The sequence below is a fragment of the Campylobacter massiliensis genome (genome assembly GCF_014253065.1).
GTDB classification, from domain to species: Bacteria; Campylobacterota; Campylobacteria; order Campylobacterales; family Campylobacteraceae; genus Campylobacter_A; species Campylobacter_A massiliensis.
Window position 1 is genome coordinate 1,053,521 of record NZ_JACLZK010000001.1, and the last position, 19,281, is coordinate 1,072,801.

Genomic DNA, 19,281 nt, shown 5'->3' on the forward strand with positions numbered 1-19,281 from the left:
ACGCCTTATATTAAAAAATGTATAATTTCAAAAATATATTTTAGGGGATTTTATGTTTAAATTTGAGATCGTTTATAAATTTTGCCTCATTTGCATGCTGATTTTGGGACTTTGCCTGCTCGCGTTTTCGGGAGTAAATTTCGCGCTCGGAGAGTACGGCGAGTTTTGGATGGGCGCGCATAAATTTGCGGGCTTTTTGGTTGCGCTCGCAGCCGTTTTGCACGTGATAAATCGCAAGAAAAAGCTCATTAAACTCGCAAACGAATTTATAGATGTTGTCACTCGCCGCAAAAATCCGAGCATGTGCAACATGGACCGCATCATCGCCTCGCTCGAGCCCTACACGATCGCCCAAATCTCGCAAAAACTGGGCTTTGACGAGGCCGAGTTTTGCCGCACTTTGCGCGAAAACGGCGTCAAATTTAGCAGCGCCGACCAAACCCTGCGCCAAATCGCTTTTTTAAACGACGAAAAGATATTTTTCGTACTAGTTCTCATCGTCGAGGCAAAATTCGGCAAGAGATTTTGCGGCGAACTCAAATTTAAAGGCGCTAAATTTAACGGCGTCAAAAATGCGGCGTGATGGTTAAATTTAACTGCTAATACGGCCTGAAAGCGGTAAATTTGAGTTAATTTTGCCGCCATGCTCGTAAAGTTAATTTCACAAATTTAACTGCGGCGACCAAAATTTAAGCATTTGTGTTTTAGAAATTTATCAAAATTTAACTGATCTAAATTTCAAAAGCTCGCTAAAATTTAACACCCCAAAAAAACCGCCCTACTCCGCTGAAATTTTTTCCAAAAACTCCTGAGTTTGCTCTTTTAAATTTTCCAAATCTCCGCCATTGTCTATCACAAAGTCCGCCATGGCGCGCTTTTGCTCTATGTCCGTTTGCAGCTCCACACGGTGCTTTGCGGCGGCACGATCCAGCCCGTTTCGCTTCATCACACGCGCGATCAGCGTATATTTAGGCGCATAAACGACCGCTACTTTATCGAAAAACTCATACCTCTTGCCCTCGAAAAACAGCGGAATATCGACGAAATAAAGCCTTCCTTTCGCCTCTAAAGCCCGCGCCTGCGATAAAATTTCAGCCGTTATCTTCGGATGCAGCAGCGCTTCTAGCTTTGCAAGCTCCGCAGGGTCTTTAAACACCAGCTCGCCTAGCTTTTTGCGATCCACCGAGGCACAGGGGGCGGATAAAATTTCCTCACCAGGATTGGCGTCAAATTCCGCATGTGAACCAGAATTTTCAGCCTGTACGTCTTTTTGCACGACGTATTGCGAGCCGAAAATTTCAGCCACCTGCGCGGCACAGAGATCAAGGACGTAGTGCGAAATTTGATCGGCATCGATGATCTCAAATCCGCGATCACGAAGCAGCTCGCAAACCGCGCTCTTACCGCTACCGATGCTGCCCGTAATGACGACGGCGTGTTTAAATTTCAAGGTGAGCCTTTATAGCGTTTTTATTCGATTTTAGCTAAAATCTGCGAAATTATACCATCTTGGAGGATAAAATTTGATAAGCTACAAAGACGCAGGCGTCGATATAGACGCGGGAAATGACTTCGTAAACGCGATAAAACCATTCGTCAAAGCGACGCAAACTCCGCACGTTTTGGGCGGTATCGGCTCGTTTTCTGGCGCGGTGAGGCTGCCTGCAGGCTACAAAAAGCCCGCGATCCTAGGCGCTACCGACGGCGTGGGTACAAAGCTGCGACTCGCGATCGACGCGCACAAATTTGACGGCGTCGGCCAGGATCTCGTCGCGATGTGTGTGAACGATCTCATCTGTAACTTCGCCGAGCCGCTATTTTTCCTTGACTACTACGCGACGGCGAAGCTCGAGATCGCGGACGCCAGAGAGGTAGTAAAAAGTATCGCCGAGGGCTGCAAACTCGCGCGCTGCGCGCTAATCGGCGGCGAGACGGCTGAGATGCCCTCGATGTATGAAAAGGGCGACTTCGACCTTGCGGGCTTTGCCGTAGGTATCGCCGAAGAGGACGAGATCGACCGCAGCAAGTTCGTACGTGAGGGCGACGTGCTCATCGCGCTTCCAAGCAGCGGCCTGCACTCAAACGGCTTCTCGCTCGCGCGCAAAGTAGTTGCCGAGCTTGGGCTAAAATTTGACGACAAGGTAGACGGTCGCGCGCTCATCGACGTGCTTTTGGAGCCGACCAGGATTTACGTTGGCGACTTTTTAAATTTAAAAGACAAGATCCACGCGCTCGCACATATCACGGGCGGCGGCATCGTGGAAAATCTACCGCGCGTATTTCCGGAGGGGCTGGGCGCAAAGATCGAGCATACCGCGATCCGCACGCCTGAGATCTTTAAAATCATCGCGCAAAAAGTGGAGCCGGCAGAGATGATGAGGACGTTTAATATGGGCGTTGGCATGATCGTTGCAGCTCCGAAAGAAAACGCGAACTTCGTGCTAGCTAACACCGACGGCTACGTCATCGGCGAGATCGTAAAAGGGCAAGGCGCACAGCTAGTTTAAACGGTTAAATTTAACTTTGGCTCGTAAAATACATTGCGAGCCAAAGATTTTTGGGCGTTAAATTTGCTCTGTTGCCATGCGGGTTAAAAAAAATATCGTTAAATTTATTTACTCTACCTATCAAATTCGACTGGACTATTTGTTAGTCAAATTTTTATTTCTCTTCGTTTGTAAAATATCTATTAAACCCTGAATATAACGCTAAATTTAGACAAAAATAACGTTAGCGTTTGTTAGTGCGCGTAAGCCAAAAGTTAGTCCACAAAACCAAACAGGCGTGAAATTATATTATTCAAATTTAACAAAAAACCAAATCCTAAAAATTAAATGTTATATTAAATAAAAATATTAAAGTGTAAATTTAATGCTTCTTGGCTAGAATTTGACAAATTTAAATACAAAGGACGGGCAATGAGCATAAATTTAGATAGACTTAAGGCGCTTTTTAGCGAGACAAACGCCATAAATGACGCAAGCTTTGGCGCCGGGATGAGCCGCCTAGCCTACACGCGCGAGGATAAGGCCGCTAGAGAGCTATTTATCGCACGCTGTAAGGAAGCGGGGCTAAAAGTACGCATAGATGCGATCGGAAATATCTTCGCCAGGCGCGAAGGCACCCAGCCCGAGCTGCCGGCGGTAGCGTTTGGCTCGCATCTAGACACCGTGATAAACGGCGGCGAATTTGACGGGATTCTGGGCGTCCTGGGCGGACTAGAGCTCATCAGATCGCTAAACGACGAAGGCGTGCAGACGCGCAGACCGCTCGAACTAGTCGTCTTTGAGTGCGAGGAGTCGAGCCGATTTAACATCGCGACGCTTGGCAGCAAGGTCATGTGCGGCAAGCTGGGTTATGAAAAACTAAAAGACGTGCGCGACTTTCAGGGGCGCGCTATCGGCGAGATCTTTGCAGAGTTTGGCATCGATCTAGCAAGCATCGAAAAGGCTAAAAATTTAATGCCGGACTACGAGAGCTTTTTCGAGCTACACATCGAGCAGGGGCCGCTACTATATAATGAAAATATCCAAATCAGCGTCGTGAGCGCCATCGCTGCGCCGCACAGATTTAGCGTGCGCGTGCAGGGCCAGGCTCAGCACTCCGGCACGACTGCGATGAAGTATCGTCATGATGCACTTTGCGCAGCAGCGCAGATAGTGTTAGCCGTCGAGAACGTCGCGCGCGAAAACGCGGCAAACGGCGTGGTGGCGACTGCAGGCAACTGCACGGTAAAACCTGGCGTTATGAACGTCGTACCTGGCGAAACTACGCTGCTAATCGACCTGCGCGGTATCGACCTGCGCACGCGCGAGGCGGCATACGAGCAGATCCTGGCTGAAATCTCGCGCATCGAATCACAGCGCGGCGTCAAATGCGAGATCAAGCAGCTAGCATTCGACGAGCCGTGCGCGCTGGACGGCCGACTCGTCGATCTCATCGCCAAAAAAGCCGCGGCGCTCGGGCTTAGCTTTGAAATCATGCCAAGCGGCGCGGGGCACGACGCTATGCACATGAGCGCACTCTGTCCGACGGCAATGATCTTCATCCCGTCTAAAGACGGCATCAGCCACAATCCGGCGGAATTTTCTAGCTGGAGCGATATCGCTAACGGCGTAAATTTACTAAAAAGCGTGGTTTTAGAAGCGGCGGAAAGGGTTTAAATATACAGATAAATAAATTTGAAAGTTTCGATACAAAAAAGTCTGTAAAATCAAAATTTTACAGACTTTGTACTGCAAATTTTATTTCGATTTTACTATTCTAAATTTTATTCTCCGAAAGTAAGATAAAAATGAGCGGATTTATCAGCGTTTCGCCGCGGGCGGCATAGAGCATGACGTCTTCGAAATAGTTATCGTTAATGCCGTAAACGTGGTATTCGTACGCGCCGATACCGTATCCCATCGGAGTGATGTCCACGCGCGAGTACCAGGCGTTTTTAGCCAGGATATAGCGGCTTGTATCTTGCGAATAGACCCACAGCACGACGTCGTCTTTGTTCTTTTGCCGCATGAGCCACGTAAACGAGTTTGAGATGTCGTAGAAAAAGTACGTATCGCCGTTTGGCATCACCGCCTGAGCCGTGTTGTTTAGGTCGCTGATCAGCACCTTGCTCTCAAAGCAAAGATATTTGCCAAGCTCGATTTCTAGAGGCTTTTTTTCTACGTTGCCGTGGCGAACTACGATTTTACCCTCGCTAGTATCCACTGAAAACGCGAGCAGCGCCACCACGCCGATGAGTAGCACGGCGGCGAAAATTTGCCTTATCATAGTAAAACTCCTCGCAAAAGGTAGTATTTAGCGACGAAAAAGCTGCAAACAAGAGCATTTACGATCAGCCAAAAAGAGGAAATTTTGAGCAAATGCTCGTAAGGTTTTTTCACGATTAGCTCGACCAAAAACGCCGATATGCCGTAGAAAATACCCAAAAACAGCGAACCCCAGATGAGGTAGCCGACGTAAAAATACTCGCCCTTTAGCATGCAGTACGGGCATTTGTGATTTGGCTGTTCGTAGACGTAAAGCCCGAAAAAATAAGTAATCGCGTAGTATGCGATAAATAAAAACAGCAGGTTGCAAACAAAGCTCGCCATCGTCTGTTTGAGCAAATTTAGCGTCAAAATAACCGCAAAAACGGCGTAGTAAAATATGACCAAATTTAGCTTCGTGTAGCCAAACGGTAGCTTTGGCGCCTGAAATACGACCGAGCAGCAAAAGACTGGCACCTTTAAGGGTACGTTGCTAAAAAACAAAATCTCAGTAGCAAATTCGACCAAAACGCCGATAAAAAGCGCGGTAAAGATGACGTATTTTCGCTTTAAATACGGAAAATTCGTCGCCTTTAAATCAAGCGAATTTATGATTAGCCACAGTCCAAAGCCAAAGATGAGTAGTAGCTTTAACAGTAGCAAAATGCCGCCGAATTCGTTTGATCCGATGACGCCCGCCGAGCACATGGCACCCGGCACTACGTCTGCTAGCTCGTTTAGAGATAGCGCGAAAAATACGAACAAAACTATCTTGCAAACTACGGCGAAAAACAAAATCGTATTTACGAGGTAGTTGCGTTTTTCGAGGTCGTATTGTAAATTTGACGTCGAGTTAAAGTCCCACAATCGCATAATGCGCACGACGAAATACTGCGAAATACCCATTAAAACAATGATTATAAGCTCGATCAGTAAAAACGCTATGACTTCGTCCGATAAAAATACGCTCACAGCATCTCTCCGTCTTGCATCCTTACGTAGCCGTCCACGAAGTCCAGATCGTCAAACAAAATGTCGTGCGTGGCGACGACGACGGTCTTTTTTAGCTCCTTAAATTTTTTCAGCATTTCGATGAAGATGAGCGAGTTTTGTTTGTCCAAATTTGCCGTCGGCTCGTCGGCTAGTATGACGCTAGGATCCATCGCTAGAGCCCTTGCTATCGCGCATCGCTGCTTCTCGCCGCCGCTTAGTTTTGAGATGATTTGATCTTTTTTGTGCGCGATGTTGGCGAGATTTAGCGCGCGATCGATTTGCGAATTTAGCTCGGCTTTTTTAAGGCTTGTTAGGCTTAGCGGCGCTAGTACGTTTTGATAGACGCTAAGGCCCTCGATCAGGTTAAACGACTGAAATATAAACCCGACCTCGCTATGTCTAAAATTTGAGCTCATGATGTCGGGTAGTTTTGAGACGTTGCGACCGTTGATCAGCGCTTCTCCGCTGCTTGGTTTGCTAAGCGCGCCGAGTATTCCTAGTAGCGTGCTTTTGCCGCTACCGCTGACGCCTTTTAGGATGACTAGATCGCCGCTTTTTACCGTCAAATTTATATTTTTCAGCGCGTGAAATTCGTTGAGTTTATTTTGATTGTAAATTTTACAGAGATTTTTTACTTCTATTGCGTTCATTTTACCGCCTCGCTCATGTCGCTAACGGCTATGCGCCACGACGGGATGATGACGAATGCCAAAAACGGAATCACGCTAAAAACGAAGATCAAAAACAGCATGTTAAAGTCGATGATCGGCGTGAAATCGGTAAAATTCGCCACCTCGCTGCCCAAAAATATATCGCGTAAAAACGGCGCGCCGAAAAAAAACACGTAGAGATACGCTCCCGCAACGCCTAGCAAATAGGCGCTAAAAGAAACGACGATGTTTTGGATAAATTTAAGCGCGATGATATTTCTCACGCTAAAGCCGATACTGCGCAATATCGCGATCTCCTTTTTCTTCTCGCCGTAAGCGAGCGAAATTTGATTTTTCAGCAGGATAAAAAACGAAACCATCGCCACGACGTAAAGCACCATAAAAATGCCGCCTTTGTAGTAGTAAAGGTGCCTTATTTTGGCTACTCCGTCCTCGATGCTCGTAACCTCTGTGTTTGGATAGACGTTTTGGATCTTTAGCGCCACTTCGCTGATCTCGTTTACGTTTGGTACCTCGACGTAGAGTCTCGTGTATTCGCCCTCTTTAAGGCTTAGCACCTCGCGCGCGGTGGCGGGATTCATATAGATGACGTCGTTTGAGACGATGCCCGTTTCATGCGGCGCGGTTTTGTTGATCTTTATCGGGATCATCTTTTCTTCGGTTAAAAAGTTAAAAACGTCCTCGTAGTAAAGCTCCGCCATCTCTTTTTTTACGCCTTCGCCCACGATCATCTCATTTTCGTCTAAATTTTCGTCGCCGACGATGTGAAACCAGACTCTTTTTTGCGCGAAATAATACTCTCCCTCGACCGCGCCCTCTACGCTAGCTACGCCCGCGATCTTTGAGACGTCGTAGATGTAGCCGTCGTGCATCAAGTCGCGTTTGCCCGCGCGCAGAGCATCGACGACGACTTCGGGCTTTGAGCGGGTCAAATTCGTAAGGTCGCTTTGGATGGAGCTTGAGACGAAAAGAACCGCGCTTAAGATAAACACGATAAAAGCGAAGATAAAAAAGCTAAAAGCGTGATCGGCGCGGTCTTTATAGAGCAGCGTAACTGCATAATCGATAAAATTTTTACTCGGCATAGACAAACTTCCCGTACTCTTTTGAAATAAAATTCGTCGAAATTTGCGCGTCTTTGACGGATTTTTGGATCAAATTTAGCTGAGCTTCCTTGCCCGCTCTATCATAACCTAGATAATGCGCCCCGATACAAAGGTAAAGAAGCGCAAAAAAGCCCGCTAAAACGCAGATGAGTCTCACATCAACCTCTCTACTAAAAGAGTCGTGATCTCGTCAAATTTGACTATCTGCTTGCCGCCGTGATCCTTGGCGAAGGTCTTAGCGTCCTCTTCGCTGGCAAACGGTATGAGCTCGTTGCCCATAGGTCCGAGTACGTTTGAGCCGGTTACGTAGTAGGCGGTTCTGGCGTCGATTTTGTTTAGCTTGTAGTAGTCGCTAACGTAAATTTGATCGTCTTTTTTGCCTTTTTCAAAATAATACTTCATCATATCCTTGACGCCGTCAAAGTAAAGCTCCTCTTTGCTTGTTTTCATCATCGTCGCCCACTGCGGGTTTTTGCCGATTAGCATACCGCAAACGGGGCAGCGTGCTCCTTTTGGCACGACGATCCTCTCGGCTTTTTGCGTTTTTTGCTTAGATTTTGAGGCTTGATCGCTCGTGCCTAAATTTGCCGGTGCGTCCCATAGATACAAAGCGGCGGCTTGCAGGTGTTTGTCGTATTCAGGGGCTTTGCTAGCGCCCTTTGCGTCGCATGTTTTTTTAAGGTGGGCTTTTAGCTCGGAGATGGCTTTAAAGCTTTTTGGATCCGTTTTCTCGCAGTTTGCTTCGTAAAATTCCTTACCGTGCGCGTAAACGCCGCCCTCGCGTTTAGCTTTGATCATCTTGTTATCGCCATCAAAGTCCTGTCCAGCGATCTCGTATGCTTTGGCAAAGTCCATTATCTCGCCGCCGTTTTCGGCTTGGAACTCTTTTGCGTCGGCCTCGGTTGAGAAGGCGTATTTGCTATTTCTAGTCATCGTGCCGCCGATTTTGCTACCGACGACGTAAAAGGCTTTATTTGCATCGATAAAATTTAGATTTTTCGTATCGACGACCTGCGCGTCGCTTGGGATCTTGCCCTCCGTGAGCTCGTATAAGCAGTGCAGCGATGCTACTTGCTTGCCGTTATAAACGTGGTTTGTTTTGTAAAATTTAACCAAATTCATGCCGCAAACGGCGCAGTACTCTTTATCCTCGCCGCTTCCTACTAGCGTAGCTTTGCTAGGATCTACGCTTTGAAACATCGGCTTCATCTTGCCGGCCTGCTCGTTTGCTTCGGCACCGAAAAGTAGCGCCGCCAGTAGCGCCGAACCCAAAATAGAACGTAAAATCATATTATCTCCTTAAATTATTTAGTTTTATTTGTTTCCGGTTTTAAAAACTCCGCATTCTCGCACGCGACTTTTAGGCCTTTTGCGCAGCTTTTGTCAAAGAGCTCTTTAGCTTTAGCAGTGTCGGCCGCGACGCCTTTGCCCTCGGCGTACATTATGGCTAGGTTGTTGCAGCCTTTGTCGTAGTTTAGAGCGCAGGATTTTTCGTAAAATTCTTTAGCTTTGGCGTAGTCTTGCTCCGTACCTTGACCGAATGCATACAAAAAGCCAAGATTATCGCAGCCGATACCAACGCCGCCCGCGCAGGCCTTTTCGTAAAAGGCTTTTGCTTTGACGTAGTCTTTTTCTACGCCCATGCCTTCAAGGTGTAGGTAGCCTAGGTTATTGCAGCCCATCATATCGCCGTAGTCGCAGGCTTTGGTGTAGAGCGAGATCGCCTTTTTGATATCGGTTTTGACGCCCGCTCCGTTTGCGTAAAGAAGCCCTAGCGAAGTGCAGCCCTCGTTATCTTCGCAGGCTTTTTCGTAGTATGCGGCGGCTTTGGCGAAGTCTTGTGTCGCTCCGTTACCGCTTTCGTAGATATAGCCTAGGTTGTTGCAAGCAAGCGCAAATTTGGCGTTACAAGCTTTTTGGTATAAATTTATCGATTTTTCGTAGTTTTTCTCCACGCCGCCCGTGCCTTCAAAATAAACCACGGCAAGATTATAGCAGCCTGAAGCCTTGTTCTCTTCGTGGCAGGCTTTTTCGTAGATTTCTATCAGCTTTTTATGGTCGCCGCTTTGCTGGGCTTGCATGCCCTCTTGGATAAAGCCCGCGTTTGCGCTAGCGCATAAAACCGCCGCCGTTAGTAGTTTTTTATACATTTTTTCTCCTTTTAAATCGTTTTTACGTCGCGCCCTCTAAAGGCTAGCGCGGTTATCAAAAGCATGCAACCAAGCGCGATATATACGCTAATGTGCACAGGCGGCAAATCTCCGCTGGCATAAGAGTGCATGCCCGTTAGGTAAAAATTTACGCCAAAATAAGTCATCGCGATCGAAGCGTAAGAAAACACCGATGCGATCAAAAATACGTATAGCGAATTTAGCTTCGGGATAAAGCGCAGATGCAGCGCGATCGCGTAAACTAGGATCGATACGTACGACCACGTCTCCTTGCTATCCCAGCCCCAGTAGCGCCCCCAGCTCTCGTTCGCCCAAATCCCGCCGAAAAAATTTCCAAGCGTCAGTAGGCAAATGCCGATAATCAGGCTTGCTTCATCGATCGCCGCGATATATCTAATCTGCTCGTTTAGGCGCGTTTTGTTGGCTTTGTTTTTAAACGCCATGAGTCCTAGCGCGATCAGCCCAAGCACGCAGCCAAGACCCAAAAATCCGTAGCTAGCTGTGATGACCGAGACGTGGATACTGAGCCAGTATGACTTTAGTACCGGGACTAAATTCGTTATCTGCGGATTTACGAAGCTCATGTGAGCTACCAGCATCACGATACCCGCTAGTAGAGCAGCTGCCGCAAGCGCAAGCAGCGAACGCCTAAAAAATATCATCCCCGCTAGCGCTCCCGACCAGCCGATGTAGATCATCGATTCGTAACTATCGCTCCAAGGCGCGTGCCCCGAGACGTACCAGCGTAGCGCCAAGGCCGCCGTATGCACCGCAAAACCTAGCACGAACGCCGTTAAAATCGCTCGCTCAAGCGGTAAAATTCTTCTAGATAAAAATACCGAAGCAAGCCCTAGCAAAAGCGCGGCAAAGCCCAAAATCCAGTAAAAATAAACGAGCTTTTTAAACACCGAAGCGCGGTTATAAAAGACCTCGGCATCGACCCTGCTAACGCTAGGTAAAATTTCCGCCGAGGCCGTTCGCTGATAGTTTCTTAGCGCGGCTAGCACGGAGTCGGCCTTGCTCCAGTCATTATCCGCGATGCCCTCTTGCAGACCGACAAGATAGTCGTTTAGCATGTTTTTTGCGTCTAGAGCGACTCGCTCGTCGTTAAAGGCGTCGTTTGGCGAGAGCCACGCGTGTTGCGGGTCGTTCGCCGCCGGGATAAATTTAAAAAACGTGCCCTTAAACGTGAGATAGGCGATGTTTAGCCGCTCGTCAAATTTGATGAGGTCGTTATCGAGCGTGCCTCGTTTGGAAAGCGGTTTTTCGTTTGCGGCTTCGACCTGCGCGGCTAATTTATACTCGCCGTTTGCGTCGAACGCATCCCTAAAGCTCGCGTAATCTCCGCTCAAATTTAGCATTTTTTTGATTTCGCCGTTTTTTATCTTTACGATTTTGATCTCTTGCCACAGCGCAGGATTTAGATTCATCCCAAGCACGATCTGCTCGGCGCTTAGGCCGTAAAGCGAGTCCGTGCCCGAGATTTTATTTACGATTTCGCCCGCTTCGGTGCTAAGCGGCTTTATCCTGCCCGCGTAGTCTTGCACTAGCAGCTTTGCAAATTCGCCGTTAGCGTGAGCGGCGGTGTTTGCGGCGAAAGTTTTTAAGATCTCGCTCTGGTTTTGCTCGGCCGCGTTTGCGTTAAAATTTAAAAAACCAAGCGCGATAAAGGCCGCGATAAGCGAAAAGCGGCTGTTTTTGATGAAATTTATGAGTTTTAAAAAGCGGCTGTTTTTGGTAAAAAAGTTGCCGGTGACGCCGACGCAAAGCAAGAAATATCCGATGTAGGTCGGGATTTTGCCCGGATCGCGGTTGACCTCTAGTACCGTGCCTTGCTCGTCCGCGTCGTAGGAGGACTGAAATAGCTTAAAACCTTGCAAATTTAGCGGATGATTCATGTAAATTTTATACTTTGCCAAAATTTCTCCCGAATCAGATAACGCCTCTACGTCGCTAGAGTATGAGGACGGGCTTTGCGAGCCGGGGTAGCGCTCAAGCTCAAATTTAATAAGCTTTATCGAAAACGGCAGGCTAACTAGCTTTGAGCCCCAAGTTAGCATTATCTCCTCGCCGTCAAAATTTAGCATACTAGGCTCGCCTAGCCAGCCTACGCCGCCGTGGATTTTAACCGTTTGCTCGCGCTGCCCTTCAAAGCCGGCTTTTACTACGAGAGTGCCTCGCTCGCCTTTTGGCGCAGGCTTATACGAGTCAAATTTGACGGTAAAATTTTTGGAATTTATACTTTGCGTGAAGCTAAAATTATTATCGCCGATTTGGGATAAATTTAGCGGATACTCGAAAAATGCGTCTTTTGTGCGTATTTGCAAAAACGGCTTGACGCTCACCATCTCGTTTCCGCTCTCGCCGGCTCTTACGTGCAGCACGCCCTCGGCGCCCAGATAACGCGTCAAAGCCGCGCCGATAAAGATAACGATAAATGCCGCGTGAAGTACGAATGAACCGAAGCGGCGCCACATTTTGGTTTTTACTATGATAGCGAGCAGGCAAAGCGCGAGCACGCTCATGACGCACTCATACCAGCGCGCCTCATAGACTAAAATTTTAGCCGTTTGCGTATCGTAAATGCTCTCTAAGAAGGTTGCGACGCCGGCACCTGCGGCTAGAATGAAAAGGAGGCAGAGCGCAAATTTGTAAGAAGTGAAAAATCTAAATAAATTTACGCCCAAAATCGCCTCTTTCGAATTTTTTACATTATTATATCGTAAGTTTGACCTGCGTATAGTATAAACATCCTAAGAAGTAATACTCCGACCACGCTAGCAAGCGCGCTAACGTAGAACGCAAACGCAGTGTGAGCGATCTTTTTGCCCAGTGCGAAATTTAAAACTAGCGGTACGCAAAAGCCTACGCCCACGACGCCTAGCCAAAATAGCTGAGCGTAAACGCCTTCGCTAAAGGCGACGCTCGCGGCTTTTTGCACGTCGCTACCAGTGATGAGCGAGACAAAAATCATGCCGATTAGTAAAATTTCCATCGCTAAAACCGGCCACTCGACGGCGTGTAAGGTTTTTAGATCGCCTCCGTGCGGGTCTGCTTTAAAGAAAAGCGCGGCTATGAGGCTTGAGCCTGCAATACCAGCCGATAAGCCAGACGCCACGAAAAGCGCAGGTAAAACAGCGGTATTAAGGATAGGAAATCTAACTAAAACCGAGATCAAAAAGCCCGTATAAGCGCAGATCGCGACCGCAAAAACAAGCGTAAGCGCAAGAAGCAGCGGGCGAAGCGCGTTTAAAATTTTCATCGCAAGCTCGAAAAGCCCTTTTAAAAAGCTAAGATTGTGCGTCAAAAACTCTCTAAGGCACTCTTCAAACGCGTAAAGGCAGGCTACGAAGGTAAGCGGGATATATATGCAAAGCGCCGCCACGCCCACGGACATAACCGATGTGAAGTTATAATTAATCAAAATTTTCCAGAAAAGTAGCGGCCTCTCAAGGTCGGCTACCAGGCAGACCATACCTAGAAGGATCGTTACGAAAGATAGCAACGACGCAGCCTTAAACAGCGGCGTGCTTTCGGTTTGCTTTTTATAAAGCTTAACGAGGATAGCGACTATCAAAGCGCCGCCGCTCATACCCGCTAGCAAAAGATAAACCGCGATCGGCCAGCCCCACTCAACGCCGTGAGAGAAGGTCGCAGTGAAATTTATAGCTCCATTCATATCACACCCCCAATTTAACCGCAGGAATATAGCGCAGGCTCGGCTTCGTGCCGCACTCAGGATGCATACGCAGGCTGTCTTTTACGCGAAGTAGCTTGCTGATGTGCGACTCTTCGTCGTTTAGATCGCCGAACACGATCGCCTCGTATCTGCACGCCTCGATGCAGGCAGGCTCGTGACCGTCTTTTAAATTCGTATCCAAGCAGAAGTTGCAGCTCTCTGCGGCTCTTGTTTCGTGGTTTATGAATCGCACGTCGTAAGGACAGGCTACGATGCAGTATTTACAGGCGATGCAGTCATCAGTATTCATCGTCGTGATGCCAGTTTTTTCGTCCTTGTGACAGGCTTTCGTTGGGCAAACGGTCACGCACGGCGCGTCCTCGCACTGCTGGCAGGAAACCCTGACGTAGCGCTTTTCTTTCAAATTTAGCGGATCGGTTTTATCCTGGATAAAAAGCCTCATTTGGCCTTTTGGGACCAAATTTACCTTTTGGCAGGCGACCTCGCAGTCGGTACAGCCGACGCATTTGTTCTGATCAAAGATCATGCCGTAGTGCGGCTTTTTGCCGTTTTCCGTTTGGGCGTCTAGATTTATACTCTTGCCCAGTACGCTAGTCGCTCCCGCAACCGCCGCGCCCGAAGCAAGGAATTTAAAAAACGTCCTTCTTGTATTTTGCTCTTTCATATTCTTCTCCATCCGTATGGATTAAATATCCTAAATTTATCTACCAACGCTACTTCCGTGGCTATGCGCGCCATGGAAATTTCGCGGCTGAGTTTCGCTTAGTTTTTTGGCTGCACCGGCTAGTTCGCCAGGTTTTAGCGCCTTTACTAGCTCGACTTCAAAAATCAACGTCGAGCCGCCCGGTATCTCGTCCGCGCCCTCGTCTCCGTAAGCTAGGTGAGACGGGATGACGAATTTATATTTTGAGTTACCGTTCATCATCATGAGACCTTCTTGTAGGCCGTCTATTAAATTTACCATAGAAAGGATCGCAGGCTCGTTTCTAGAGTACGTATCGTCAAAAACCTGGCCGTTTATGAGGTAGGCTTTGTAGTTTAGCGCTACGACGCTCTCAGGCCTTGGCTTATCGCCGTCGCCGACAGCCATGACTTCGTACTGAAGCCCTGATTTAGTCGTTTTGACCTTTTTGTTTTTGGCGTTTTTCGCCATAAATTCTTCGCCCTCTTTTAAATTTTTTTCAAGCGCTTTTTTTAGCGCGTCTTGGGTTAGCTTATTTAATTTTTCGTCCCTTTGATTGAGCAGGGAGATTATTTCTTCGTCTGTTAGTTTTTGTTCTTTTTTAAAGGCGTCTGCAAAACCGTCTAAAATGGACTTGCTGTCAAATTTAACGCCTAAGCTTTCTTGTTTTTTTAGTTGTGCGGAGATATATGTTCCGGTTGAAATTCCGATACTGTATGATTCTTTTTGCTCTTGCGTCATCGCCTCTTTATCCGCCGCGCTAGCGCACAAGACGCAACCGGCCGTTAGGCAGAGAGCTAAAAGTGAGTTTTTGCTAAGTTTAAAACGCATAAATTTACCTTATTAAATTTGGACGCCGCAAAATCGCGGCGTCCGTAATCGCATCATAAATTGTTGTTTATGATTCTTTGGGCTTCTTTGATGTACTCTTTAGAAGCATCAAGTCTTTGTTTTGTATATTTAAAGCCGTGCATACCCCATGAGCCGTCTTTTTGTAGCAAGTCAACTGTGTCTTGCGCTTTTTCGATTAGCTCATAAACTCTCGTCTTATCGCTAGGGCTTAGTTTCTTAGTTTCTAAGATAGCATAAAGTCCCTCGATACCGATTTTGACTTGAGAGAAGTCGTTTTTAACAGGAGTTTGCCATCCCATTACTTCGTCGTAAACCTGTTTTTGGTTCTTGAAGTGTAGGGTAGGTTTTAGCTCAGATAAAACAGGGCTGTGGCAGCCTTTAGTATCTTGCATATCTTTATCGGCCCAAGACGTTCTAGCGCACGCCCACATTAGGTCAACGAAGTTATGTCCGTTTTTATCTCTTTGGAAGTGCCAATCTTTAGTGTCTCTTGGTCCTTTAGCAGCATCGCCCGCAACTAGAGATTTTCTAGCAGGATCTACGTCGATCTTCCAGATGTGAGATCTTCTTTGTGTATCAAATCCAGCATTGTCTTGGAATTGGATAGCGTAGAAGTTCTCGCAGCTCATCATGAACGGCATGTGGCAAGATGCGCAAGTGTTATCTTTGTGAGTATCGGCTCTAGAAGCGATATATGCTTGCTCTTTGTGGCAATCTTGACAATCTTTTCTGATTTTTGGTTTAGTGTAAAGCGCACTTAGGTAGCCTTGCTCTGAGTTATAGTTTACGCCTTTGATAGTCTTATCGCCTACGACCGGACCTGTGTTATCGTGAGGATCGTGGCAAGTGGTGCAGCGCATACCTTTATCGTAGTGAGCGGTAAAGTATGATTGTGAACCCTCAGATCCGCATCCTGGTCCCATTGATTTAAATTTAGAGCTTAGAGATAGGTCAAGCTTGCCTTGGTTTAGAGGATTGGCTCTAGCTAGGTCTGGGCTGTAGTTAAATCTTTGGTGACAGCGTTCGCAGTTTGAAGTTCTAAAGTTTGTAGCTCCGTCAAGGTGACCGCCGGCTCCGTGACACTCCTCACAGCTTACGCCTTTAGATATAGTGTGTTTTTGAAGCTCTTTGGCATTACCTAGAGCGGCATAGAAATCTTTCTTGGTTTTAAAGTCAAATTTGAACGGGTGGCAAACCTCGCAGTAAGAACCGTTTGCTTGGAAGAACATCGACTTTTTGTATTTAGCCGCGTATGAGGCTAGACCTCTGACGTATCCGCCGTTGTCGCCGTAATCAGCTAGAGTTTCCGGAAAATCGGGAACGAAATCTTTGATTTTCTTAACTGTTTCGGGAGTTAAATTTAACGCCCAAGTTCTTTGGAATTGGTTACCGCCCGCTACGATCTGACCCGTGCCGTCTCGTAGCAAACCGCCCTCTACGTGGTAAGTTCCGCGCAAAAGCCACGCGTCTACGTAGCCGAATTTGGTTCTTAGGTGTCCGACGGTGGCGTAAATAACGTCCGGAGTAATGCCTTGAGGCAAGATAGACGCGGTGTCCGGACTAAATACCGGATCGGTTAGGTTGTTGTTAACCTCCGGGTGCTCGCCAGGGAAGCGGATAGTAGTGGCATGGCGCGATCTGCTCCATACTTCGTACTGCGCAGGGTGGCACTCGCCGCACTTTTCTGATCCTACGAATTTGTTAGGAAACTGCAAAGACGAACCCGCAGGTATCCTATACATCATAGAGCTGTAGCCTTTACCGCCGTCTCTTTTACTAGCTTTTGACATGTCAAAGCCGTGACCTTCGGCAAGCCACTCAAGTCCACGGTCGTGAACGTCTAGTTTACCGACTGTTTTACCGCCGTATTTTGTGAAAATCGGGTGGTTTTTAAACAGCCACTCATACATCTCTTGCTCTTCTACGATGTAGTCTTGCAAGGATATTACGCCTCTACTTTGAAGCGTGCCTTTTGGGTTTGCTATGACGTCTCGCGCTTGTTGAGACATCTGCATGTTGTGTTCTTCGCAACAGGCTTGCGATGCGAAGACGCTAACGCCCATAAGCAAACCTAATAAGGTTTTACTTAAATTCCTCATTGCGCCCTCCTTATAAATTTTGGATCTAAAATCAAAAAGATTTCATACTGATAATATTATCGTAAAAAGGGGGCGAAAAAAGGGGAATATTAATAAATTATGAATTTTTAAATTTAATAGTAAATACTACGCCATTATTTATATTTTGCGCGTAAATTCGGGCGTTATTTTTTTCGGCTATCACCTTACTCATATATAGCCCAAGCCCACTGCCCGACTTTTTCGTAGTAAAATGCGGCTTGAAAATTTTATTTATCACCGCTTTGTTTATATTGCCGGCATTATTTTCAAGCGTGATCGCTCGCTCGCCGTTTTGCAAAAAGGCCGTTATTAAAATTTGCATTCGGTTTGCTTGTGCTCGATCTTGCGGCGCGTTTAAAAATGCTTCTTTGGCGTTATTTATGACGTTGATTAAAATTTGAATGAGCTCGTTTATATTTCCGTAAAGCGTAAAATTTTCTTTTATCTCGACTTTTACGTCGATGACGTGCCTTTTGAGCGTCGCGTTTAAAATTTTACAAGCCTGTTCTATGGCCTGTTTTACCTCAAATTCGCTCTTTGGCATATTTGGATTAAAGAAATTTTTAAAATCCTCGATAGTGCCGGACATAAATTTGACCTGCTCGTTCGCCTCTTCGATAGCCTCTTTTAGCCTCTGCTGGCTTAGCTTTCCTCGCTCGGAGTAAAGCTCCAAATTTACCAGAGTCGAGCTGATCTGGGCTAGAGGCTGGCGCCACTGATGCGAGATATTGCCGATCATCTCGCCCATCGAGGCTAAACGGCTTTGATTTATCATCAAAAGCTCGTTTTGCAACTTGGTTTTTTCGTTGCCTTTGTGGATTTTATAAACGAAAAATAAAAACGCCGCAAAGATCGCCGTTATTGCCACGCCGCTAACGATAAATTCCTGTTTATGATAGAGCAAAATGCTTTTTACCGGGATTTTAAAGCTCACCATCGCTATCGTGTCGCCGACTTTACCCTCGAAATTGTTCAAATTTCCGTATTGTTCGAGCATTTTTTTAGGCGCGCTGTTTATGTTGTGGCACTCGACGCAGGAGGGGTGGGAGTTTTTGACCGGAAGTCCGACGAAAAAGTACGAGGCGTTTTGGTCTTTGATGATGTCTGAGTAGACCTCGTATTTGCCCTCTTTAAAGCCTTCTAAAATTTCGTTTTCAAATTCCGTGCCTTCGTGTTCGGGATTTAGCGGGTTCGTCGCCGTTAGCCTGTAGTCGTAGTTTATGTTTTTTTTGGCGAGCTGTATTTTGTAAATTTGACGAGTTATATAGGATGAGGACATGAGCCTTGGATCAAAAAGGTCTTTGTCTATGACGCCGCCGTCTTTTAGCTCTTCTATCAGCGGGCGCTGGACGGTAGAGATATAGTCGCGTATGCCGTTCATCGCGTCAAGTACGTAAAATGCCTCCTGTCTGGCGTCCTTTAGCGCAAGATCGCGGTAAAAGTTAAAAACCAAAACGGTAATGGCGCCATATAAAACGACGAGTAGCAGGACGATAAATTTAAATTTGGACTTCACATAGATATCCTACGCCGTATAAATTTTTGATTGTGTCTTTGCCGATCTTGCGGCGCAGCTCTTTTACGATGGTTTTGATGGCCTCTTTGGTCGGTTGTTCAAATTCCCACATGTAGTCAAATAGCTGTTCGTAAGTGATGGTTTGGTTTTTGTTGTTTAAAAAATACTCCAAAAGCTTGCTCTCGCTTTTGGAGAGGCGACAGGCCTCTTCCTTTATATATATGATTTTTTTACTAAAGTCGTATTTGAGCTCGTCGTTGATACTAAACATCGGCGTATGGTCGATGAGCTCCATCGCGACGTCTTCTAGCGCTTTTATAAACGTATCTTTGTCGTAAGGCTTTGATAGATATCTCGTGATCTTTAGCTCAACCGCACGCCACAAATACTCCTGCTCGGTATGGCTTGAAATGATGACTATAGGGATTTTGCGGTTTGCGGAGCGGATCTTTTTAGCTACCTCTAGACCGTCCATGTGCGGGACGCTGACATCTAGGACGAGTGCGTCGTATGAGCCGCTCATAGCCTCGTCTAGCGCCTCGATGCCGTCGCTTACGCCTTTTACTTCGGCAAAAAACAGCTCGAGGGAGTCGATCATATTTTTTAATATATAAGGTTCATCCTCTAAACAAAGGACTTTTTTATTGGATAAAACATCTAAAATAGAGTAATCTTGCATCTTTTTCCCGTGCTAAATTTTGCCGATACTAACACAAGCA

Annotated in this window: 18 protein-coding genes; 3 read left to right on the plus strand and 15 right to left on the minus strand. The window is 46.8% G+C overall.

The features are described 5' to 3' along the window. The first annotated feature begins 52 nt into the window (after positions 1 to 52). Entirely contained in the window at positions 53 to 583 is a 531-nt protein-coding gene (locus tag H7R39_RS04985) for a chemotaxis protein (RefSeq protein ID WP_185898216.1), read from the plus strand. A gap of 195 nt (positions 584 to 778) precedes the next feature. On the opposite strand, the gene coaE is transcribed toward H7R39_RS04985, so the two are convergent. Continuing rightward, positions 779 to 1,450: a dephospho-CoA kinase gene (coaE, locus tag H7R39_RS04990; protein ID WP_185898217.1), complete on the minus strand. Its 672-nt coding sequence runs from the start codon at positions 1,448 to 1,450 to the stop codon at positions 779 to 781. A 73-nt stretch (positions 1,451 to 1,523) separates the two neighbouring features. Here coaE and purM point away from each other — a divergent pair, with 73 nt between their 5' ends. Continuing rightward, a complete protein-coding gene (purM, locus tag H7R39_RS04995; protein ID WP_185898218.1) occupies positions 1,524 to 2,507 on the plus strand; it encodes a phosphoribosylformylglycinamidine cyclo-ligase in 984 nt (327 codons plus the stop codon). Between the two features lie 411 nt (positions 2,508 to 2,918). Beyond that, the gene (locus tag H7R39_RS05000; RefSeq protein WP_185898219.1) at positions 2,919 to 4,163 is read left to right on the plus strand and encodes a Zn-dependent hydrolase; all 1,245 of its coding nucleotides are present in this window, start codon (positions 2,919 to 2,921) and stop codon (positions 4,161 to 4,163) included. Positions 4,164 to 4,263: 100 nt separating this feature from the next. On the opposite strand, the gene H7R39_RS05005 is transcribed toward H7R39_RS05000, so the two are convergent. The 14 genes from H7R39_RS05005 to H7R39_RS05070 form a co-directional block, all read right to left on the minus strand. Continuing rightward, the gene (locus H7R39_RS05005; protein ID WP_185898220.1) at positions 4,264 to 4,773 is read right to left on the minus strand and encodes a hypothetical protein; all 510 of its coding nucleotides are present in this window, start codon (positions 4,771 to 4,773) and stop codon (positions 4,264 to 4,266) included. Next, the gene (locus tag H7R39_RS05010; protein ID WP_185898221.1) at positions 4,770 to 5,723 is read right to left on the minus strand and encodes a hypothetical protein; all 954 of its coding nucleotides are present in this window, start codon (positions 5,721 to 5,723) and stop codon (positions 4,770 to 4,772) included. The genes H7R39_RS05005 and H7R39_RS05010 overlap by 4 nt, the downstream gene beginning before the upstream one ends. Beyond that, positions 5,720 to 6,394, minus strand: a complete 675-nt coding sequence (locus tag H7R39_RS05015; protein WP_185898222.1) for an ABC transporter ATP-binding protein — start codon at positions 6,392 to 6,394, stop codon at positions 5,720 to 5,722. The genes H7R39_RS05010 and H7R39_RS05015 overlap by 4 nt, the downstream gene beginning before the upstream one ends. Continuing rightward, positions 6,391 to 7,500, minus strand: a complete 1,110-nt coding sequence (locus H7R39_RS05020) for an ABC transporter permease (RefSeq protein ID WP_185898223.1) — start codon at positions 7,498 to 7,500, stop codon at positions 6,391 to 6,393. Before H7R39_RS05020 ends, H7R39_RS05015 begins: the two co-directional genes overlap by 4 nt. Continuing rightward, positions 7,490 to 7,678 (minus strand): hypothetical protein, encoded by a 189-nt coding sequence (locus H7R39_RS05025; protein WP_185898224.1) that lies wholly within the window; start codon positions 7,676 to 7,678, stop codon positions 7,490 to 7,492. Before H7R39_RS05025 ends, H7R39_RS05020 begins: the two co-directional genes overlap by 11 nt. Continuing rightward, positions 7,675 to 8,811, minus strand: a complete 1,137-nt coding sequence (locus tag H7R39_RS05030) for a nitrous oxide reductase accessory protein NosL (protein WP_185898225.1) — start codon at positions 8,809 to 8,811, stop codon at positions 7,675 to 7,677. The genes H7R39_RS05025 and H7R39_RS05030 overlap by 4 nt, the downstream gene beginning before the upstream one ends. Before the next feature lie 14 nt (positions 8,812 to 8,825). Beyond that, positions 8,826 to 9,671, minus strand: coding sequence for a tetratricopeptide repeat protein (locus H7R39_RS05035; RefSeq protein ID WP_185898226.1), 846 nt, complete (start codon positions 9,669 to 9,671; stop codon positions 8,826 to 8,828). A gap of 11 nt (positions 9,672 to 9,682) precedes the next feature. After that, positions 9,683 to 12,379, minus strand: a complete 2,697-nt coding sequence (gene ccsA / locus H7R39_RS05040) for a cytochrome c biogenesis protein CcsA (RefSeq protein WP_185898227.1) — start codon at positions 12,377 to 12,379, stop codon at positions 9,683 to 9,685. A 20-nt stretch (positions 12,380 to 12,399) separates the two neighbouring features. Beyond that, on the minus strand, positions 12,400 to 13,371 hold the full coding sequence (nrfD, locus tag H7R39_RS05045) for an NrfD/PsrC family molybdoenzyme membrane anchor subunit (RefSeq protein ID WP_185898228.1): 972 nt from the start codon (positions 13,369 to 13,371) through the stop codon (positions 12,400 to 12,402). A gap of 1 nt (position 13,372) precedes the next feature. Next, the gene (locus H7R39_RS05050) at positions 13,373 to 14,056 is read right to left on the minus strand and encodes a 4Fe-4S dicluster domain-containing protein (RefSeq protein ID WP_185898229.1); all 684 of its coding nucleotides are present in this window, start codon (positions 14,054 to 14,056) and stop codon (positions 13,373 to 13,375) included. A 36-nt stretch (positions 14,057 to 14,092) separates the two neighbouring features. Continuing rightward, the gene (locus H7R39_RS05055) at positions 14,093 to 14,905 is read right to left on the minus strand and encodes an FKBP-type peptidyl-prolyl cis-trans isomerase N-terminal domain-containing protein (RefSeq protein WP_185898230.1); all 813 of its coding nucleotides are present in this window, start codon (positions 14,903 to 14,905) and stop codon (positions 14,093 to 14,095) included. Between the two features lie 53 nt (positions 14,906 to 14,958). Beyond that, positions 14,959 to 17,025, minus strand: a complete 2,067-nt coding sequence (locus tag H7R39_RS05060; RefSeq protein WP_185898231.1) for a cytochrome c3 family protein — start codon at positions 17,023 to 17,025, stop codon at positions 14,959 to 14,961. Positions 17,026 to 17,122: 97 nt separating this feature from the next. Then, a complete protein-coding gene (locus H7R39_RS05065; RefSeq protein WP_185898232.1) occupies positions 17,123 to 18,562 on the minus strand; it encodes a c-type heme family protein in 1,440 nt (479 codons plus the stop codon). Continuing rightward, positions 18,546 to 19,241, minus strand: coding sequence for a response regulator transcription factor (locus tag H7R39_RS05070; RefSeq protein WP_185898233.1), 696 nt, complete (start codon positions 19,239 to 19,241; stop codon positions 18,546 to 18,548). The genes H7R39_RS05065 and H7R39_RS05070 overlap by 17 nt, the downstream gene beginning before the upstream one ends. Between the last annotated feature and the right edge of the window lie 40 nt (positions 19,242 to 19,281).

Coding starts and splice junctions, on each gene's coding strand:
- H7R39_RS05055 (WP_185898230.1), bottom strand. CDS start 14,905: ATGCGTTTTAAACTTAGCAAAAACTCACTTTTAGCTCTCTGCCTAACG.
- H7R39_RS05035 (WP_185898226.1), bottom strand. CDS start 9,671: ATGTATAAAAAACTACTAACGGCGGCGGTTTTATGCGCTAGCGCAAAC.
- H7R39_RS05015 (WP_185898222.1), bottom strand. CDS start 6,394: ATGAACGCAATAGAAGTAAAAAATCTCTGTAAAATTTACAATCAAAAT.
- H7R39_RS05050 (WP_185898229.1), bottom strand. CDS start 14,056: ATGAAAGAGCAAAATACAAGAAGGACGTTTTTTAAATTCCTTGCTTCG.
- H7R39_RS05060 (WP_185898231.1), bottom strand. CDS start 17,025: ATGAGGAATTTAAGTAAAACCTTATTAGGTTTGCTTATGGGCGTTAGC.
- H7R39_RS04985 (WP_185898216.1), top strand. CDS start 53: ATGTTTAAATTTGAGATCGTTTATAAATTTTGCCTCATTTGCATGCTG.
- H7R39_RS05070 (WP_185898233.1), bottom strand. CDS start 19,241: ATGCAAGATTACTCTATTTTAGATGTTTTATCCAATAAAAAAGTCCTT.
- nrfD (WP_185898228.1), bottom strand. CDS start 13,371: ATGAATGGAGCTATAAATTTCACTGCGACCTTCTCTCACGGCGTTGAG.
- H7R39_RS05000 (WP_185898219.1), top strand. CDS start 2,919: ATGAGCATAAATTTAGATAGACTTAAGGCGCTTTTTAGCGAGACAAAC.
- H7R39_RS05030 (WP_185898225.1), bottom strand. CDS start 8,811: ATGATTTTACGTTCTATTTTGGGTTCGGCGCTACTGGCGGCGCTACTT.
- H7R39_RS05020 (WP_185898223.1), bottom strand. CDS start 7,500: ATGCCGAGTAAAAATTTTATCGATTATGCAGTTACGCTGCTCTATAAA.
- H7R39_RS05005 (WP_185898220.1), bottom strand. CDS start 4,773: ATGATAAGGCAAATTTTCGCCGCCGTGCTACTCATCGGCGTGGTGGCG.